The organism is Gemmatimonadota bacterium, from assembly GCA_016719105.1.
In the GTDB taxonomy this organism is placed as follows: Bacteria; Gemmatimonadota; Gemmatimonadetes; order Gemmatimonadales; family Gemmatimonadaceae; genus SCN-70-22.
The window spans coordinates 456,501-476,383 of the sequence record JADKAQ010000046.1; the positions used below are offsets into that span (position 1 = coordinate 456,501).

Here is a 19,883-nt window from a genome sequence, read left to right on the forward strand (position 1 = left end):
ACTTTCTGTCAAGCATGCTTGTCCTCTACTCCCTCCCGGGTTGAGCGTTACGGCCGGATCCCCGCGTTCACCTTGGGCGCCTCCTGCCGCCACGGCTGCGCAGGGAGCGCGCGCTGCCGCGGCCACTGCTCGTCGAGCGTGCTGCCGTCGAACAGGCGGCCGTTCATCATCACGTGACGCACCGTGTTGGTGTTGCGGATGTTGGCCAGCGGGTCGGCGTCGAGGACGATGAGGTCGGCGAGCTTTCCCGGCTCGAGCGACCCGAGGTCCTTCTCCAGCCCCAACGCCTCGGCCCCCATGAGGGTCGCCACGCGCAGGGCGTCGTGGTTGGTGAGGCCCCCCGACGCCACGGTCCACAGCTCCCAGTGGTAGCCGAGCCCTTGCAGCTGGCCGTGACTTCCGATGCCGGCCTTGCCGCCAGCCGCAACCAGGTCGCGAATGACGCCGGCGTGCGCCTTGGCGTTGTACTCCTCGTCCAGGAACCACCCGGCCGGCCCCGGCGATCCGCCCGCCCCCTGCCCACGGCGACGCGTCTTGGAGTCGAGGTCGTCGTCGGGGGTGAAGCGGCGCAGCTTGGCGTCCTTGTTGGGGTTCTCCTTCGTGTAGTAGTAGTTCTCCATCCACGGCCCGCCATAGGACACGAGGAGCGTGGGGGTGGAGACCGTCCCCGACGTGGCGAAGAGCTTGATGACGTCGTCGAAGAGCGGGGTGATCGGCAGGTTGTGCTCGACGCCGGAGTAGCCGTCGATTGCCATCGTGACGTTGGTGCGGAAGGCGAGCCCCGCCTCGGTGGTGGGCATGAGGCGCAGCTCGCGCGCCGCCATCATGATCCACTGCCGCACCTGCCGGTTGCCGGCCCCGTACATCTTGATGGTCTTGGTGTCGTAGTACTCGCTGTAACGCTTGAGGACGTTGCGCGCCTGCTCCAACGAGCGAATGCGCTCACCCGCGAAGATGCCGGGCCCCGTGGAGTAGATGCGCGGGCCCACGATGTCGCCGGTCGACACGCGGTCGGCGTAGCTGAGCACGTCGGTGGAGCCGGTCTGCGGGTCGCGCGTGGTGGTGACGCCATAGGCCAGGTTGGCCAATAGCGCCCACGGCTGCGTGGTGTGGATGTCGGGCGAGTGGCGGAAGTGCGCGTGCGTGTCGACGAAGCCGGGGATGATCACCTTGCCCGTCACGTCGACGATACGTGCCCCCGCTGGTACCTCGACCGCGCCGCGCGTGCCGACGGCGACGATGCGGTTGTCGCGCACCACGACGTCGGCATTCTCGATCACTTCGTTGCCCTTCATCGTGATCGCCTTGGCACCACGCAGCACGACCGCGCCACGCGGAATGTCACGCGTGCCGCTCACGCGGATGCGAAGTTCTGTCGGCTTGTAGGTCGCCGTCGTGGTGTCGCGCGCTGCCGGGCGGCGCGCCGTGTCGCCGGAGGCAGCCGGCGCGGGGGGCTGCGCCGCCGCGGCACGCCGCGCCACACGCACCGAATCGTCGAAGGCCTTGGCCCGGTCCAGATCGTACGTCACGAGGGCATTGCCGATCGACCAGTGCACCACGCGCCCGCTCGACTGCCACACCGGGAACTCGCCGCCGATGTCCGAGAGGCGGCGCACCGGCGTCGGCGCGCTCTCCGGCGTCGCCACCGAGATGACCGGGACCGGTCCTCCCACCAGGGGGACGGTCACGACGTAGAAGTCCGACCCCACCTGGGCGAGCGCGAGGTCCCCCTTGGGCGCCATGCGCACGGTGCCGGCGCTAGGCGGGGTGTTGGCTCCGGGCTGCGCGGCTCCCGTCACCCGCACGTGCTGCCGCTGGTCGGTCCCGTCCCACCGGAACGAGACGAGCCCTTCGCTCCCGCCGTAGGCGAAGATGCGCCCAGGGTCGCTGGTGAAGTGCGGATCGGCCAACCCGCCAGCTGCACGGATGCGCGTCACGGCGCCCCCTTCCGCCGGCACCCAGACGAAGCGCGCCGCCTGCCCGCCGCCAAAGCGCTGCACGGTCTCCTTGAGCTCCCGCGCATCGGCCTGCATGGCCACGATGCGCGTCCCGTCGGGAGACCACTGCGTGCCGAAGTACGTGGCGATGTCGCGCGTGAGGCGCACCGGCTGCCCGCGCCCATCGGCGCGCACCTTGTGGATGTGTCCTCCCGCGTCGCCCCACGTGACGTACGCGACCCACGCGCCGTCGGGCGACCACGAGGGATGGAACTCCCCCTCGGCGCTCGACGCGATGCGGCGCGGCTCACCCCCCGGCAGCTCCATCACGTACAGGTCGCCTAACGCCGAGAAGGCGATGCGCGTGCCATCGGGCGACGGGACCGCATCGCGAATCTGGCGGGCGACGATCGTCGGCGTGTCCTCAATGGGATACTGGAACTTCACCTCCGGCCCGATGGCCACGTCGACGTCGATGCTGAACGGGATCTTCGCCGGCGCGCTCCCGTCCACCGGGACGCGCCAGATCTCGCCGCCATAGCTGATGACGATCGCCTTGCTGTCCGGGGTGAAGTCGTAGCCCGGCAAGGCGTCGGTCTCGAGCATCGCCTCCTGGTTGTCTCGCTGAATGGGATAGGCGAGCCAGCGTTCGTCGCCGGTGGCCAGCTCGCGCACGCGCAGCCCGGTCTTCTCTTCGTAGCGGCTCCCGTAGGCGAGCCACTTTCCGTCAGGTGAAACCGCGGGACGAAAGCCGGAGCCGTAGCGCGCCGTCATCGTCGTCGTCGTCCCGAGCTCGCGGTCGTACGAGGCGAGCTGGAACTGCGGGAAGATCGCGTTGTAGGTCCACGTGGCCTGTCGCGTGCCGTACCACAGGTAGCGCCCATCGGGCGAGAAGGTGGCCCCGATCGCCGACAGCGGCGCCGGCTCGCGGATCACCTGGATCCCGGCCCCTCCATCCACGTGATAGAGGAAGATCTTCGGCGCCCCCTGCACCGAGCGCGTCACGGCGATGTACTTCCCGTCCGGCGTCCATTCCGGCGAGACGAACATGTCATCGGTCGTCTTCGACAGCTGCAGCGTGTCGCTCCCGTCGGCCGCCATCACCCAGAGGTTGTTCCCCCCGCTGCGGTCGCTGATGAAGGCGATGCGCCGGCCATCAGGGCTCCAGCGCGGCTGCGCATCGTGCGCCATCCCGCTCGTCAGGCGCGTCGCCGAGCCGCCGGTGGCCGGTATTGTATAGATGTCGCCCAACAGGTCGACGACCAGCCGCGCCCCGTCGGGACTCACGTCCACCGACATCCACGACCCCTTGGTCGCCGTGAAGCGCAGGTGGCGCGCCCCCTCCAGCGGGAGCGCCGCTCGCCCCGCCGGGCGCGCCGGAGCCTGCGCCCACGCCGCGTCGACGCTCCCCGCCAAGGCGACGAGCGAGATGATCGGGACGAGCCTGCGGGCGGCAGCGGCAGACTGCGCCAGTCGGAGCGTTCGAAGAATTGGGCGCCGCGTCATCGATCGGTTCTCCTGAAGGTGTTCCCCACCCTCGGTTGGGCAGGCTCGCTCACCCGACGCCCGGCGGGGCGGCTCGCCAGGCGTTGGGCGGAGTTGCTCGCCCGTCCGTCGGCGGGCGACCTCGCCCGGCGTTGGGCGAAGCGCACAGAACATCGCCACCAGTACCGTCCCCTGCCACAGCGCCCCGCTCTTCTCTTGACACCGGACCCAGTGAACACAACTTTGTTCTGCATTCGAACAAAGTCTGGAACGGACCCCCCTCTCCCTTGGTCCGCCGTCCAGTCCGCCCCCAAGAAGAGGCTCGCATGGGTCCGACTCGCACTCCCGTCGTCCGGCGTCTGGGCCGGCGCTGGTTCGCCACGGCACTCGCCGCCGCGCTGACCGCCCTCCCCTTCCAGGCACCGCTCGCCCAACGCGTCCAGGTCGTCTCGGACGCCGCCGGATCACGCCTGCAGGTCGACGGGCGCGACTTCATGGTCCTGGGGATGAACTGGGACTACTTCCCCATCGGGACCAACTACGCCTACAACTTCTGGGGGCAGCCCGACGACTTCATCAAGGGGCGCTCGACCGGGGAGATGTCGCTCCTCAAGAGCATGGGGGTCAACGCGATCCGGCAGTACGCCGGCGTCCCTCCCAAGTGGGTGCGCTACATCTATGAACAGTACGGGATCTTCACCGTCCTCAATCACTCGATGGGGCGCTACGGCGTCACGGTGAACGGCGCCTACCAGGCCCACACCGACTACTCCGACCCGCGCGTCCGCAGCGCGATCATCGGCGAGGTGACCGCCCTGGTCGAGCAGTTCAAGGGGACGCCCGGCGTGCTGATGTGGCTCCTGGGGAACGAGAACAACTACGGGCTGGTCTGGAAGTCGGCCGAGACCGAACAACTCCCCGCGGGAGAGCGCGACGCCGCCAAGGCGCGCTACCTCTATTCGCTCTTCGGCGAGACGATCCGCGCCATCAAGGCGATCGACACCGCCCACCCGGTCGCCATGGCCAACGGCGACCTGCAGTACCTCGACATCATTGCCGAGGAAGCCAAGGGGCTCGACGTCTTCGGCTCCAACGTCTATCGCGGACTCTCGTTCGGCGACGCCTTCCAGCGCGTCAAGGACAAGCTCGGCGTCCCGGTCATGTTCACCGAGTTCGGCGCCGACGCGTACAACGCCAGGGAGATGCGCGAAGACCAGCTGACGCAGGCGAGCTACCTGCTGGCGCAGTGGGAGGAGATTTACCGCCAGTCGGCCGGCAAGGGGGGCGTGGGGAACGCGATCGGCGGCTTCACCTTCCAGTGGAGCGACGGGTGGTGGAAGGTGAAGCAGGAGGAGCGCCTCGACATCCACGACACCGACGCCGGCTGGGCCAACGCCGCATACGCCGAGGACCACTCGAAGGGCGACAACAACATGAACGAGGAGTGGTGGGGGATCGTGGCCAAGGGGCCGACCGACTTCCGCGGCCACTTCCAGCTCTTTCCGCGCGCCGCGTTCTACGCCCTGCAGAAGGCCTACACGCTGGACCCGTACGCATCGGCCACCAGCATGGCCGCCATCCGCTCGCACTTTGCGGCGATCAGCACCACGGAGATGGCGCTCAAGGCGCGCGGTGACGGCGCCGCTTTAGGCTCCAACGCTACCGAGCGCGTGCGGCTGAGCGGGATGCGGCTCGAGTTCTCGACCTTCAGCACCGGTGGGAGCCGCCTCTCGACCCCGTCGTCGCGTACGCCGAGCGCCACCGCGCGTCCCGCCTCCACCGGCTTCGACCGGATGGAGTCGTACTTCGCCGAGTTGACCGCGAACCCGGCGCAGAACGTCACGGCCACGCTCTCGCTCAACATGCTGGGCAAGGTGACGAGAACCGCGGGCGTTCGCGCACGCTGCTGCAGGCCGACGGTTCGAGCTACAAGGACAACAGCATCGAGCGCCTCAAGGTGTACCGGGCGAGCCTCGGCTGGGACGAGCGCAACTTCCGACTCGACGGCTTCTATCGTACCGGACATTACCACTGGGGGTACGAAGGGGACTTCTTCGGGCTGTATCGCGAGGCCAACTACGGCCCCAACATCGACATCTACAACGGCGAGGCCCCGTTAGGCTTCGAGTTCACCGGCAAGCGCAAGTTCGACGGGCTCAAGATCGCGGCCGGGCCCGAGCTGTGGTGGGGAGCCAACCCCGCGGTGCTGGCCAAGTATCGCCGGCAGGTGGGAGCCTTCCAGGTGACGGGGGTCTACCAGGAGGACATCGCGCGGCAGGGACAGACGGCGTCGTCGTTCGCGATCCCGCAGCCGCAGGTCCGCACGGGGACTTTGCACCTGGCCACCACCCGCGGCGCCGCCGGCTTCGAGCTGGGCGGCATCTGGGGGGGGAACACGAGGGTGGGACGCGTCTTCCAGATCGCCGACGGCGGCCCCGGCTCCTACCGCATGCTGCAGGACCAGATCAAGGACTCGGACGCCCTCGGCGCCAAGGCCAAGGTCACCTGGTCGCGCGGGCGGTGGAACTGGTACGCGCAGGGTGCCGCGATGGGGATTGTGGCTGACGGCGGCCCCACGCAGACCATGACGTTCACCGGCTGGGGGCTCAAGGACAGCGGGAGCGGCAACAACTGGAACGCGCTCACCGGCTTCACCTATGCCGTGGGCAAGTTCCAGATCGCCCCCAACTTCCTCTGGCAGAAGCCGATCGTCGGCCCCATCCCGGCCGACGTCCCGGCGCCCGGACGCCCGCGCAACATCCTCGACGACCCGTTCGTCGTGCGTGGCAACCGCGAGCAGACGGCGGGGGAGATCCTCATCTCGTTCGACCCGACCCCCGCGACCTTCATGTACGCGTGGGACAGCGACAACCGGGAAGATGCGCGCCTCGCCTTCAACCTAGGCTACATCTATCGCCACTATCCCACCACGCAGGACGCCGCCATCGGCATCCTCGCCGACGGGCGCACGCTCTTCGCCTTCCCTGGCGCCCCGCCGGCCAAGGATCTCTGGGAAGTTCGCAGCCGCGTCGTCTCGCGCGTGTCGCCGTCGCTCCGCCTCATCGCCAACGGCTTCTGGGGGACAGCCCAGCCTAACGGGAACAGCGCGCGCCTCATCAAGCGCTACGGTGGCGACTTGCGCCTGGCCACCGGGCAGATGAAGGTGTCCGCCGCGGCCAAGTTCAACGACTGGGGGCCGTTCGACTACCATCGCGACTTCAACCTCACGTATCCCACGCAGCTCATGGGCGACCTCTCGTACTTCCTGGGGCTGCCGAGCTGGTTCAACGTCCCGGGGACGCGCTTCGGACTGCGCGGCACGTGGCGCACGCTCGACCGCTTCTCGCCGCGCTACTGCCCCGAGCGCGTGGCCGACGCCACGGGGTCGCTCGCGTGCGACCCGACCGCCCCCGCCAAGACGGGGCGCGAGTGGGAAATCCGTTCGTACGTGACCGTTGGGTGGTGACGCGATGATCGAGCGGCGAGTGCGCGAGCTGCTGGCGCGCATGACGCTCGAGGAGAAGATCGGGCAGCTGGCGCAGGTGCAATCCGGGGGCGGACACGTCCCCGACCACCTGCGCCAGTCGCTGCGTGACGGACGCGTGGGCTCGGTGATCAACGAGGTGCACGCCGCCACGGTCAACGAGCTGCAGCGCATCGCCGTGGAGGAGAGCCGGCTCGGCATCCCGCTCCTCATCGGGCGCGACGTGATCCACGGCTTTCGCACCGTCTTCCCGATCCCGCTGGGCCAGGCGGCGAGCTGGAACCCCGCGCTCGTGCGGGAGGGAGCGCGCGTCGCCGCGCGCGAGGCGGCGTCGGCAGGCGTCAACTGGACCTTCGCCCCCATGCTCGACATCGCCCGCGACCCCCGCTGGGGGCGTGTCGCCGAGTCGTTAGGCGAGGACCCGCACCTCTCCGGGGTGCTGGGTGCCGCCATGGTGCGGGGCTTCCAGGGCGAGGACGAATCCGGCGCGCCGGCAGCTCGCGGGCGCCTGGCGGCCTGTGCCAAGCACTTCGCCGGCTACGGCGCCAGCGAGAGCGGGCGCGACTACGCGACCACGAGCATCCCCGAGCACGACCTGCGCAACGTGCACCTCCCGCCGTTCAAGGCGGCGATCGACTCAGGGGCGATGACGATCATGACGTCGTTCAGCGACCTCAATGGCGTCCCCGCCACCGGCAACGCCTGGCTCCTCACACAGGTGCTGCGCGAGGAGTGGGGGTTCGACGGCTTCGTGGTGAGCGACTGGGACTCCATTCGCCAGCTCGCCGTGCACGGCCTCACCGAGGACGATCGCGGCTCGGCGCGCGAGGCCGCCAACGCCGGCGTCGACATGGAGATGGCGAGCCACACCTACGCCCATCACATGGCCGCGCTCGTGCACGACGGCGAAGTGCCGCTGGCGCGGGTGGATGCGATGGTCGCCAACATCCTGCGCATCAAGTTCCGGCTGGGGCTCTTCGAGCAGCCCTACACGGATCCGGCGCAGTTTCCACCGCCCGGTGCCGATGTGCACCTGGCGGCGGCACGCGCCGCGGCGATCGAATCGGCGGTCCTGCTCAAGAACGACTACCAAGCGCTCCCGCTCTCCCGCGAGTCGCTCCGCACCATCGCGGTCATCGGCCCCCTGGCCGACGATCCGTACGAGCAGCTCGGGACCTGGATCTTCGACGGCGACGCCCAGCTCAGCCGCCCGCTCCTCCCCGCCATTCGCGCCCTGGCCGGCGACCAGATCGCCGTGCACTACGCCCGCGGGGTGGAGACGACGCGCAGTCACGGCACCGCCGGCTTCGCCGAAGCGGTTGCAGCTGCCGAGTCGTCCGATGTGGTCGTCCTCGTCCTGGGAGAGGAGGCCATCCTCTCCGGCGAGGCGCACTGCCGCGCCGACGTCGCACTCCCGGGCGCGCAGGAAGCGCTCATCGAGGCCGTCGCCGCCACCGGAAAGCCGATCGTGCTCGTCCTCATGACCGGGCGCGCGCTCGCCCTGGAGCGCATCGCGCACCACTGTCACGCCATCCTCTGCGCGTGGCACCCCGGCTGCATGGGAGGCGAGGCCATCGCCGACCTCCTCTTCGGCGTCGCCTCGCCGTCGGGCAGGCTCCCGGTGACCTTCCCCCGCGTCACCGGGCAGCTCCCCATCTATTACGCGCAGAAGCATGGCGGCAAGCCGGCGACGCCGGCCACGTACATTCACATCGACGATATCCAGCCGCGCGCCCCGCAGCTCTCCGTCGGCAACACGTCGTTCCATCTCGATGTGCACTGGACGCCGCTCTTTCCCTTCGGGCACGGGCTGTCGTACACCACCTTCGCGTACGAACATCTCCGCGCCAGCACCGCCGAACTGCCCATGGACGGCACCCTCACGTTGAGCGTCGACGTCATCAACGTGGGCCATCGAGAGGGCGACGAAGTCGTGCAGCTGTACGTGCGCGACCTGGTCGGGAGCGTCACGCGTCCCGTGCGCGAGCTCAAGGGCTTCCAGAAGCTTCGCCTCGCTCCCGGGGAGCGTCGTACGGTCTCCTTCACGCTTGCGGCGCACGACCTCGCGTTCCATGGTCGCGGCATGCAGCTGGCGGCCGAGCCCGGGCGTTTCCATGCCGGGATCGGCGGTGACTCCAACGCCGCGCTCCACCTCGAGTTCGTCCTGCTGGCACCGACCACGCCGTGAACCCTCACGAGTCCCGCATATGACCGCTTCGACCGACCCGCAGACGCTCGGTGCCCGCGCCGACGCCATCCTCGAGCGCATGACGCTGGCACAGAAGCTCGGGCAGATGATGCAGCCCGAGCGCCAGGCCGCCACGCCCGACGACGTGAAGGCTTACCACCTCGGCTCGATCCTGAGCGGGGGCGGCTCGTGCCCGGGTGATAATCGCCCCGCGGACTGGATCGCCATGAACGACGCGTACTGGGCCGCGTCGATGAGCGACGAGGATGGGCGCACGCCCATTCCGCTCCTGTACGGCGTCGACGCCATCCACGGCCATGCCAACGTCCTTGGCGCCACCGTCTTCCCCCACAACATCGGGCTCGGCGCCACCAACGATCCAGACCTGCTCGAGCGCATCGCGCAGGCCACCGCCCGCGAAATCCTCGCCACCGGCGTGGAGTGGACCTTTGCTCCCACGCTCGCCGTCGCGCGCGACCTGCGCTGGGGACGCACGTACGAGAGCTACTCCGAGGATCCGGCGCGCGTCGCGAGCTACGCCGCACGCTTCGTTCGGGGGCTGCAGGGCGACCTGGGTCGCGACGGCGTGATCGCCTGCGCCAAGCACTGGGTGGGCGACGGCAGGACCGATCAGGGCTTCGACCAGGGAAACACCCTCGTCGACGAGGACGAGCTCACCCGCACGCACATCGCCCCGTACCTCCCGGCCCTCGCCGAAGGGGTGCTGACGGTCATGGCGTCGTTCAATAGCTGGAACGGCGACAAGTGCCACGGCCACCGCTACCTGCTCACCGACGTCCTCAAGGGGCGGCTTGGCTTTTCCGGCTTTGTCATCTCGGACTGGGACGGGGTCGACTACCTCGACCCCGACTACGCGACCGCCATCGGCAAGGCGGTGAACGCCGGCGTCGACATGCTCATGGTCTCGGTGGAGTGGCGCGCCTGCCTCGCGCACCTCACGCGCCTGGTCGCCGATGGCACGATCCCCATGTCGCGCATCGACGACGCCGTGCGGCGCATCCTCGTCGTGAAGCACCGGTACGGGCTCTTCGAACGCCCGCGCCCGGCGGACCGTCACTGGTCGCAGCACGACTGCCTTGGCGCCGCCGAGCATCGCGCGGTGGCGCGTGAGGCGGTGCGGAAGTCACTCGTCCTGCTCAAGCACGAGGGTGGACTCCTCCCCCTCACCCCCAGCGACCGCATCCTCGTCGCCGGGCGCAACGCCGACAACCGTGGGCACCAGTGCGGCGGCTTCACCGTGGCCTGGCAGGGGACCACGGGGAACGACTTCATCCACGGCGGGACGTCGATCTGGGAAGGAATCCGCGACGTTGCACCTGGGGCGACGCTCAGCGTCGACGGCTCGGCCGCCGACGCGAGCGCGCACGACGTCGCCCTCGTGGTCATCGGCGAGAAGCCGTACGCCGAGGGGATGGGCGACCTGCGCGGCGTGGAGACGATCGGCGCGGGGTCGGCCTTTGGCGGCAAGAACCTGCGACTGCCGCCCTACGGCGACTCGCTCGAACTGGCGACGCTCCACCCGGAGGAGCTGGCGACGATTCGTGCCATCCGCGCCAAGGGGATCCCCGTGGTGACGGTCCTCGTGTCGGGGCGCCCGCTGGTGGTGAACGACGAACTCGCCGAGTCGGCGGCCTTCGTCGCGGCCTGGCTCCCCGGGTCGGAGGGAGGCGGAGTCGCCGACGTCCTGTTCGGCGGCGACGGCTTCCAGGGGACGCTTCCGTTCGCCTGGCCGGCCACGGCCGACGGCGCGACGGCGGAGGCCCGCGACCGCGAGGCGCTGTATCCTCGCGGCCACGGACTTACCACCGGGCGGACGCGTTAGGCAGTGACCGGCGCCGCCGCCCCGCGACGGCGCTCGAGCTCGGCGCGCACCTCGTGTGCGCGCTCCTCGGTGATCGGATAGGTCGCGATGGCCCAGATCGCGATGGCCGACGTGATCATCGGGAACCCGACGTCAAAGAGGCGGATGAACACGATGGTCTGCGCCCACTGCTCCCCCCAGGGGCCACCTGGAAGCCGGTCGCATTGAGCAGGTACCCACCGCCCGCCAGCGCCGCCGCCATGCCGAGCTTCACGACCCACCAGTAGATCGCCCCGAAGATCCCCTCGCGGCGCTGCCGCGTCTCGAGCTCGTCCACGTCGACCACGTCGGCGATCATCGACCCCATGAGGGTGAAGAGCCCGCCGAGGCCAAAGGCCGTGAGCGGGACCGGGACGAGGAGCAGCCACGGATGCTGCGGATCGTAGCAGAACCACTTGAGCCCGTACCCACGATCGAGACACCCGTGGAGATGAAGAAGGCTCGGCGCTTGCCGATCTGCGTGCTGAGCCACGTGATGAACGAGATCACCGCGAAGGTGCTCGCCGCCCCCAGCGTCCCCGAGTACCCGGCGTACTTCGCGCCTAGCTCCTGGTTGCCGCCGAACACGTAGTAGATGATCACGTAGAACTGGAACGACGAGATCATGATGAAGCCGTTGAACACCAGGAAGGTGGCGATACACAGCTTCATGAACGGGCGCGAGCGCAGCGTGGTGGCAAAGCCCTTGAAGAAGAGGGCACTGTTGCGCTTGAGCCCTTCCCACCCGCTCTCGCGCGGCGCCGCACCGTCGACCGGACTCGCGTTCGGCTGGACAAAGCGCTCGCGCAGGAAGATCGCCGGCAGGATGCCGATGGCCATGACGACGATCGCGATGGCGATGGCCAGCCCCGACGCCCCCTCCACCGGCGTGGCGAACCACTCCTTCCGGTTCATGATCCAGAGGAACCACGGCGACACCACGTAGGCCAGCTGGCCGATGAAGTTCTGCACGCCCATGAGGCGGGTGCGCTCGTGGTAGTCGGGGGTGAGCTCGTAGCCTAACGCCACCCACGGCGCGGCGAAGATGGTGTAGGCCACGTAGAAGATGATCGAGCCGATGAGGAAGAACCAGAAGTAGTAGTTCTCGCTCCGGCCGGCCGGGAGCTGCCAGAGCGCGGCGTAGATCAACCCGCTGGAGATGGCACCGGCGAAGATGTAGGGCCGGCGCCGCCCCCATCGCGACGAGGTGTTGTCGCTGATGTACCCCATCAGCGGATCGGTAAGCGCATCGCTGATGCGCGGTATCGCCCCAGCAGCCCGACCAACGCCGGGTTCATCCCCAGCCCGAGGTTGAGGACGACGATCATCCCCCCGATCGCCGCCGCCAGCAGGTTGTTCACGAACGCCCCCATCCCGTACGCCACCTTCTTCGGGAAGGAGATGCGGTCCTCGGGCTTGGTCTCGAACGTCGTGAACGGCTTCGCCGCATCCTTCGACCCCAGGCGCGCATGCCAGGCCGCGATGGCCGTCTTGATCAGCGCGCCGACCCGCGTGGTGGCGCTCATCAGCGCCGGTACACGCGAACCCAGTCCACCAGCATCGACTGCGGGAAGACGGTCGAGCCATCCGGCGGCCCAACGTATCCCCCACCGACCGCCACGTTCAGGATGATGTAGAACGGATGGTCGTAGACCCAGGCGCCGGGGACGTAGCTGCGCTTGATCTCATGGTAGGTCTGTCCGTCGACCTTCCACTTGATCTGGTCCTCGTCCCACTCGACGGTGAAGTCGTGGTAGTCGGCGTCGAAACGCGCGCCGTCCAGGAGGTAGCGCCGCGTGAAGCCGTTGATCCCCGAGTAGCCGGGGCCGTGCAGCGTCCCATTCACGACGCTGGGCTCCTGCCCCCGGTACTCCATGATGTCGATCTCCCCCGCCTGCGGCCACCCGACCACGTCCTCGTTGGCCCCTAACAGCCAGAAGGCGGGCCAGATCCCGCGCCCCGACGGCATCTTGATGCGCGCCTCGATGCGCCCGTACTTGAACTCCTGCTTCCCCTGCGTCGTCAGGCGCGCCGAGGTGTAACCACTCCCGCGGAACGACTCCTGGCGCGCCGTGATCACCAGGTGCCCGGAACCGTCGAGCGAGGCGTTGCTCGCCCGGTCGGTGTCGAACTCGAGCTGGGCGTTCCCCCAGTCGGTCCCGACGTCGAAGCGCCAGTTGGACTGGTTAGGCAGTGCCCCGGCGGCGCCGCTGAAGTCATCCTCCCACGCCAGGACCCACGGTCCATCCGGTTCGGTGCATCCGACGAGGCCGGCCAATGAAAGGGAGAGCAGCGCGATACGTCTGTTCATGGGCCAGCCGGGTGAAGGGCGCGCTACCGCGCGCCGATGGTTGGAAAGAGCCGCGGGTCGCCCAGCGCGGCCTCGAGCACGATCGTCGCCGCGCCGATGGCGATGGAGCGCGGCCCAAGGGCACTGGTCATGATCTCCGATGCGGCCACCGAACTCACGAAGGTCCGGCGCAGCACCGTCTCGCGCAGGGGGACAAGCAGGCGTTCACCCAGGCGCGCAATGCCGCCGCCGATGATCACCGCCCCCGGGTTCATCAGGTTCAACACGCCCGCCACCGCGATCCCCAGGTAATCGGCCGCCGTGCTGATCACGTGAATCGCCAGCGGATCGTCGGCGAGCGCGGCGTTCTCGATGGCGTCGATCGTCAGCGCCCCCTGGTGCAGGACGCTCGTGGGGTATTCGGGGAGGAGCTGGCGCGCGCGCTTCACCAGCGAACTCGCCCCAACGAAGGTCTGCAGGCAACCACGGTTGCCGCAGTCACACGGGTCGCCGGAGAGATCGATGGCCATGTGCCCGATCTCGCCCGCCACCCCGCTGGCGCCACGGGCGATGCGCCCGCCCACCATGTGACCGGCGCCGACGCCGGTGGCCACCTTGATGTACGTGAAGTCGTCGAAGCCGCGCCCCGCCCCCCACCACCGCTCGGCCACGGCGCCCAGGTTGGCGTCGTTGTCGATGAAGATCGGGGCACCGAAACGAGCGCCTAACGCCTCGAAGCCCGCGCGCCCCTTCCACGCGGGAAGGACGTGCGTGGAGAATCGATCCTGGTGGCGCGGGTCGACCGGACAGGGCACGGCGATGCCGATCCCCACCAGGCGCGCCGGATCGCCGCCCCAGCTCCGCAGGCACTCCGCGCAGAACTCGGCGATGAGGGCGCGCGTTCCCTCGGGATCGCTGCGCACCGGGAAGGGGCGATTCTCCCACGCCAGCACGCGCCCGCGCAGGTCGGTGAGCGCCACGGAGACGTGCGTCGCCCCCATGTCGACGCCGAGGATGACGCACGCGTCGTCCTGGAACTCGAGCACGATGGGGCGACGCCCGCCGCTCGACGCCCCTTCGCCGGCTTCGTCCACCAGCCGCGTGGCCAGGAGCTCCGTGACCACCTCGGACACCGTGGAGCGCGAGAGCCCGGTGCGCCGCGCGATGTCGGCTCGGGAGATCGCCCGCTCGTCCCAGATGAGCCGCAGCACCGAGTCGGCGAGCGAGGGCGGACGTGTCACATCGGCGCGCCACGGCGCCACTTCAGGCTGGACTACCCCCGTCACCTTCGATTTCCACGGCTCGTCGAGCATGCCGCCCTCCAGGTCGATGTCACTTGTGCAGGAGCACATTGTCGACATAGACCGTAGGGAGATCACCCGCGATGATCAACTGTGCCAGGTGCCCCTTTGTCGTCAGGCCAGCGAAAACGGAGAGGGGGATGTCAAAGCGGACCCAGCTCCCGGAGGTGAGCGAGGGGGTGGTGGTGCGGCTGAAGACCGGCTCGTGCTCCACGTCGTCGCCGCCACCAAAGACCCCGTTCGCCCCGAAATCGACGAGCTTGACCTTGAAAACCTTGGGCGCGTCGGTCGGGGAGGGGGTCCACAGGTCGAACGAGAAGTGGGTCATCGCCGAGGCGTTGACCGGCGCCGAGGTGAACTCGATCCCGGCGAAGACGAGGTTCGTGTACTTCTTCACGTCGTCGCCCGCGATCTTCACGTCGGCCAGGTCGGCCTGGTCCCAGCCAGCCGACCACGTGTCGACGGTGACGTTGGGATAGGCGTTGCTGAAGAGCGAGATGACGTCGGCCGCGGCCCACGTCGGGGCCGGAGCCGCCGTAACCGGCGCGGTGAGCGTGCCCGACGCCGAGAAGTAGATGTTGTCGACGAAGAAGGTCTTGAGGTCGCCCACCAGGATCATCTGGGCCAGGTGCGCCCGCGCCTTGAGCCCCGTGAAGGCCGCCAGCGGGATGTCGATCCCCACCCAGCTCCCCGTCGCCAGCGGCGGCGTGGACGACGCGGTGACCGAGTACTCGTGCTCCGAGTCGTCGCCGCCATCGAACGTCCCGTTCGGCCCGAAGTCGACCAGCTTGATGCGGAACGACTTGGGCAGCGTCGTCGGGTCGGGGGTCCACAGGTCCATGTGGAGCGTCGTCATCGCCGTCGCATCAATCGGCTTCGAGGTGAACTCGATCCCGACGAAGACGACGTTGCTGTACTTCTTGGTGTCGTTGCCCGCGATCTTCACGTCCTCGACATCGGCCACGTCCCACGGCGCCGACCAGGTGTCGACCTGCGCGTTGGGATAGGCGTTGCTGTAGAGCGAGATGACGTTCCCCGCCGGGGCGGCCGGCGTCGGCGCTGCGGTAGGCGGCGACGTGGGGACCGGGACGCGGTAGAAGTAGACGTTGTCGACGTAGATGGTCGGGCTCGACCCGGAGATGATCATCTGCGCGAGGTGCCCCTTCCCCGTGAGCCCGGTGAACAGCGCCATCGGGATGTCGAGCGAGTTCCACGCCCCGGTTCCGACCGCGGGGGTCGAGGTGCGCGACAGCGTGATCTCGTGCTCGGAATCGTCACCACCACCGAAGACGCCGTTGGCGCCGAAGTCGACCAGCTTGACCTTGAACGCCCCCGCATCCTGCGTCCACAGGTCGATGTGGAGCAGCGTGCTCGCCGCGGCGTTCACCGTCTTCGAGGTGAACTCGATGCCGGCGTAGGAAAGCTTGCTGTACTTCTTGGCCGCATTCCCTCCCACCTGGACGTCGGCCACGTCGGCCACGTCCCAGCTGGCCGACCAGGTGTCGACCTGCGCGTTGGGATAGGCATCGCTGAAGAGCGAGATGACGTCGGCCGCCGGACGCGTGGGCGTCGGCGCGGCCGCGGTGGGTGGTGCCGCCGCGGTGAGGGCAACCGAGCCGCTGGCGGTGGTCGCGCCGAGCGTGGCGCTCACCGTCGACGTCCCCGCACCGACCACCTGGATCGAGCCGTCAGCCGCAACCTTGGCCACCGACTCGTTGGACGACTTGAAGGTGAAGTACGCCGGCGACGCGTCGACCGTGACGTCGCTGCCGCCGACGTCGAAGGTGACCGTGGTCCCGGAGATCTTGAAGCTCGCCCCGACCTCGTCGTTCAGCGTCTGCGAGGCGATGGCCGGGCGCGGGTTGCGCAGGGTCGCGACGTTCTCGTACTGGATTTCATCGAACCAGATGGTGTAGCCGGCGCCGTTCTCCGCTCCTTCGGCAAAGAAAAAGGCGCCGCGCTCGCGCTCGAGCTTGGACGCCAGGGGGATGGGAATGACGTACTTCTTCCAGGCGGTCGTGAGCTGCAACCCCGCCACCTGCGCCGTGAACTGCGACGTCCCGGAGTTGTCGTTCCCGAGCCCGACCACGTCGATCTTGCCGGCGATGCTCCCCTTGGCCCAGAAGGTCAGGGCGTTGTAGCCAGTAAGGTCGCGCGCCACGTTGGCCACGAAGGCCCCGCCCGCATATCCCCCCGACGCGTCGCCGGGAGCCGGGACGGTCACCTTGAGCGCGGCACTCCCACGCAGGCGCGTCTCGGGATCGATCTGGACCGCATCGAGCTTGGAGCCCCCGAAGGCCTGGAACGAGGCCGCGACGTAGGTATCGGAGAAGACCGCGCTCTGCGTCGGGAACGACGCCGGCTCCAGCGTATCGAGGTCACGGCTGCAGGCGGAGGCCGAGAGGGCGGCCCCGACGAAAGCCACGATCGAGCGGGCGGAGGTTCGCGAAAGCCGCGGAAGCCGCAGAAGCAGCGCAGACATCTGATCGCTCCGATGGGAAGCGGAGATCCCGGGCCGAGGAAAGTCCCCTCATGGGCGGCGGCGCCCGGGCTTTGTTTGCCGCGCGAACAAAGTATGCGGACGACGGGACGATGTGTCAAGAAGATCTGTCGCACACCACTCGGCCGAAACGCCGCGGCGCTGGAAAAACAACGAGGGGCGCCTCGACGGCGCCCCTCGTTCGTCATCCCGCGACGGCCACGTCGCGGAGCACCCTCGCGCGTGGCCCGAGCCTCGCCCGAGCGCGCTACTTCGGCCACCCTCCCTGCGGAAGCCCACCGGTGATGCGCAGGGCGTTCCCGAAGTAGACCTTCTTCAGCACTGCATCCGGCAGGTCGATCCCGTACAGCTTCCAGAAGGCGTGGTACGGACGGTAGTAGTCGAAGTAGTCGTCGCGCGTCTCGAAGACGCGCCAGTAGTACGGGTACTCCTCGGGCTGGAACGAGTCCTTCCCGAAGAGGATGCGATCCTGGTACTTGATGAAGAAGTCGTGCGCGGCGCGCGGCTGGCGGCCGATGTCGTAGAGCACCGCGCCCACTTCGGTGTGCAGGTTGGGGTTGGCGTCGAACATCTTCCCCAGTCTCGCCAAGTCGTTGGCGTGCCACCCCATGTGCGCGATCACGAAGGTTGTCTTGGGGTTCCGCTTGACCAGGTTGTCACGCTCGGTCATCAGCGTCTCGAACGACGGGTACTGCTCCGCCGGATAGCGCCGACCGGGGAACAACGCGAGCTCGAGCCAGCGCTCGTTGTTGTAGTCGATCGTCTCCCAGAACTCCTGCGGGTCGGCCGTGTGGATGAAGACGGGGAGCTTGAGGCGCGCGGCGGCCTGCCAGACCGGGTCGAGCTCGGGGTCGTCGATCGTGAGGCGCGAGCCGTCGCCCTTCTTCGTGGAGAGGCCGAGCCCCTTGCCGATCTCGCCGATGCCGACCGCACCAGCTGCAACGTCGGCCTCGAGCTGCGCCACCGCCTTCTCAGCCCACCCGGGCCCGACGTTGCGAAAGTCGATTCCGGTGAGGAAGCGCACGCGATCCTTCATGCGCGGCGACCCCTGCACGAGCGCCGCCTGCCGCTTGAGCGCTTCGCCCGAGACGTTGTTGGCTGCCACCATCCCCCGCACGTTGAGCGCGTCGAGCGCGTCGGCGAGTTCGTTGAGCCCGTCGGCGGAGCCGAGCTGCGACGTGGGGTGACCGTGATAGTCGATCGCCGGGAACTTCGCCTTGGGCACCGTGTGCGCCGGCGCCTTAAGCGTGTTGCGCGGGCGGTAGTCGACGATGCTGGGAGCCGGCATCGTCGGCGCCTGGCAGTTACGCGGCCGCACCTCGGTCATTCCCGGCGGACACTGCTCCCCCGGCTGGATCTGCGTCCCGCCGCGCCCCTGCCCGCCTTGGGCGTGCGCGAGAGCGGGGAGGGTCAATAGCGAGGCGACAACAGGGACGAAGCGGACGAAACGACCAAACACAGGGCGCATGACAGAATCCACACGGGTGAGGGCGGGAAATCTGTACCCGCGCGCGTCCCCTCGCGATCCGTGATGCGCCCTCGTTCGATGTGAGCGTCGGCGTGGCGCCAGCCAGGCGCCGACGAGGCGGCGGCCGTCAGGTCGCTCCGCCCACCGATTCGGGCATGGCGACGGTGAGGAGGAAGGTCACCCCCGCTTCGGTCGTCACCGCGTGCCGCACGTGCGCCCCGACCGAGATGATCGACCCTGGCCCCAGGTCGTGCACGACGCCGTCGACCGCGAATTGCATTCGCCCTTCGATCGCCTGGACCGTGATCGGCCCGGACGCGGCGTGATCGGGGAGCGCGCCCCCCGGTGCGAGCGAGATGAGCGTGAGGCGCAGCGCCCCGCTCTTGAGGATGGTGCGCGCCGTGCGCCCGTGCTTGTCGGGGAGCAGGGCCTTCATCTGCGCATGCTCATGCGCGAGGTCGAGCACGAGGGCCTGCCCGTCGAGCGGGCGGTCGAGTGATGACATCACGATCTCCAGTGTCATGGTGTTAGGCACGACGACTCACGCCGTACCCTTCCTGGTGATGAAGACGTGCACGCGATCCTCCGCGAGCTCCCGCACGTCATACGCATAGCCCTCGGCTTCCAGTCGTGGAAGGAGCAGCATGGGGACCCGCACGTTTATCTGCACCAGCGTGGCGTCGGGCGGCAAGGTCTTGAGCGCGGCCAGCGTGTACGACAGCGGCTCGGGAGGTTCCATGTCGCGCACATCGACCACCGCCACGTCGCGATAGAACCAGATCATCCAATCGTCAGGCGCCAGCGATTCGGTGTGGTGCACATAGCCGTGCTTCCCCATGACCGTGTAGAGCGGGACGGGCTCGAAGATGGCCCGTACCAGCAGGGCACCTCCGGACTCCACCGTACTCTTGGCCGCCATCAGTCGCGCGAACGGCTCGCGCCCGTTCCGCAGATCTTCCCGTACGTCCACCTCGACGACTTTCGCCGAGTCCACGACCTGCAGCGCCAGCGGCAGGTCATCGCGCAACACGTTCATCCCTCGTCCTCCTGAATCAGTCCAGGATGCCACGCCGGTTCCCACACCAGCGTGGGTTCGACGCGTGTCACACCTGGGACGCGCGACACCGCCTGCATGATTCCGTTGGTGATGTGGTCGCCCATGGGGCAGTGCTCGGTGGTAAGCGTGTAGGTGACGGTGACGACTCCGTTGGAGCCGACGGCCACCCCATACACCAGCCCCATCGACAGGACGTCGAGGCCGACCTCGGGATCGATCACGGTCGACAGCGCGTCCAGCACGCCCTGCTCGACCTCGGTGGAAGTGCGTTCGTTCATGGAGTCCTCCGCGAAATGGCCAGCATTTGTCCCG

The 19,883-nt window shown here is 68.6% G+C and carries 11 protein-coding genes and 1 pseudogene; 3 read left to right on the forward strand and 9 right to left on the reverse strand.

The features are described 5' to 3' along the window. Nucleotides 1-47: 47 nt before the first annotated feature. Complete coding sequence (locus tag IPN47_26035; GenBank protein MBK9411442.1) at nt 48-3,443, reverse strand: PD40 domain-containing protein; 3,396 nt, start codon at nt 3,441-3,443, stop codon at nt 48-50. A 305-nt stretch (nt 3,444-3,748) separates the two neighbouring features. Between IPN47_26035 and IPN47_26040 the strand changes: the two genes are divergently transcribed. The 3 genes from IPN47_26040 (at nt 3,749) to IPN47_26050 (ending at nt 10,937) form a co-directional block, all read left to right on the forward strand. Further along, the gene (locus IPN47_26040) at nt 3,749-5,542 is read left to right on the forward strand and encodes a hypothetical protein (GenBank protein MBK9411443.1); all 1,794 of its coding nucleotides are present in this window, start codon (nt 3,749-3,751) and stop codon (nt 5,540-5,542) included. Between the two features lie 1,350 nt (nt 5,543-6,892). After that, nucleotides 6,893-9,094 carry a beta-glucosidase BglX gene (gene bglX, locus IPN47_26045; GenBank protein MBK9411444.1) on the forward strand — a complete coding sequence of 734 codons (2,202 nt, stop codon included), beginning with the start codon at nt 6,893-6,895 and terminating at the stop codon, nt 9,092-9,094. Between the two features lie 19 nt (nt 9,095-9,113). Then, a complete protein-coding gene (locus tag IPN47_26050; protein ID MBK9411445.1) occupies nt 9,114-10,937 on the forward strand; it encodes a glycoside hydrolase family 3 protein in 1,824 nt (607 codons plus the stop codon). On the opposite strand, the pseudogene IPN47_26055 reads toward IPN47_26050, so the two are convergent. From IPN47_26055 to IPN47_26090, 8 genes and pseudogenes are all read right to left on the reverse strand, one after another. Beyond that, nucleotides 10,934-12,481, reverse strand: a pseudogene (locus IPN47_26055) (MFS transporter). The gene IPN47_26050 and the pseudogene IPN47_26055 overlap by 4 nt on opposite strands. Then, on the reverse strand, nt 12,481-13,266 hold the full coding sequence (locus IPN47_26060; protein MBK9411446.1) for a glycoside hydrolase family 16 protein: 786 nt from the start codon (nt 13,264-13,266) through the stop codon (nt 12,481-12,483). Before IPN47_26060 ends, IPN47_26055 begins: the two are co-directional and overlap by 1 nt. Before the next feature lie 23 nt (nt 13,267-13,289). Beyond that, the gene (locus IPN47_26065; GenBank protein ID MBK9411447.1) at nt 13,290-14,558 is read right to left on the reverse strand and encodes an ROK family transcriptional regulator; all 1,269 of its coding nucleotides are present in this window, start codon (nt 14,556-14,558) and stop codon (nt 13,290-13,292) included. Between the two features lie 19 nt (nt 14,559-14,577). Further along, complete coding sequence (locus IPN47_26070) at nt 14,578-17,028, reverse strand: hypothetical protein (protein ID MBK9411448.1); 2,451 nt, start codon at nt 17,026-17,028, stop codon at nt 14,578-14,580. A 265-nt stretch (nt 17,029-17,293) separates the two neighbouring features. Then, nucleotides 17,294-18,334, reverse strand: coding sequence for an amidohydrolase family protein (locus IPN47_26075; protein ID MBK9411449.1), 1,041 nt, complete (start codon nt 18,332-18,334; stop codon nt 17,294-17,296). A gap of 307 nt (nt 18,335-18,641) precedes the next feature. Next, on the reverse strand, nt 18,642-19,037 hold the full coding sequence (locus IPN47_26080; protein MBK9411450.1) for a cupin domain-containing protein: 396 nt from the start codon (nt 19,035-19,037) through the stop codon (nt 18,642-18,644). 18 nt (nt 19,038-19,055) lie between these two features. After that, nucleotides 19,056-19,550, reverse strand: coding sequence for a DUF2249 domain-containing protein (locus tag IPN47_26085; protein ID MBK9411451.1), 495 nt, complete (start codon nt 19,548-19,550; stop codon nt 19,056-19,058). Next, complete coding sequence (locus tag IPN47_26090; GenBank protein MBK9411452.1) at nt 19,547-19,849, reverse strand: DUF59 domain-containing protein; 303 nt, start codon at nt 19,847-19,849, stop codon at nt 19,547-19,549. Before IPN47_26090 ends, IPN47_26085 begins: the two co-directional genes overlap by 4 nt. Between the last annotated feature and the right edge of the window lie 34 nt (nt 19,850-19,883).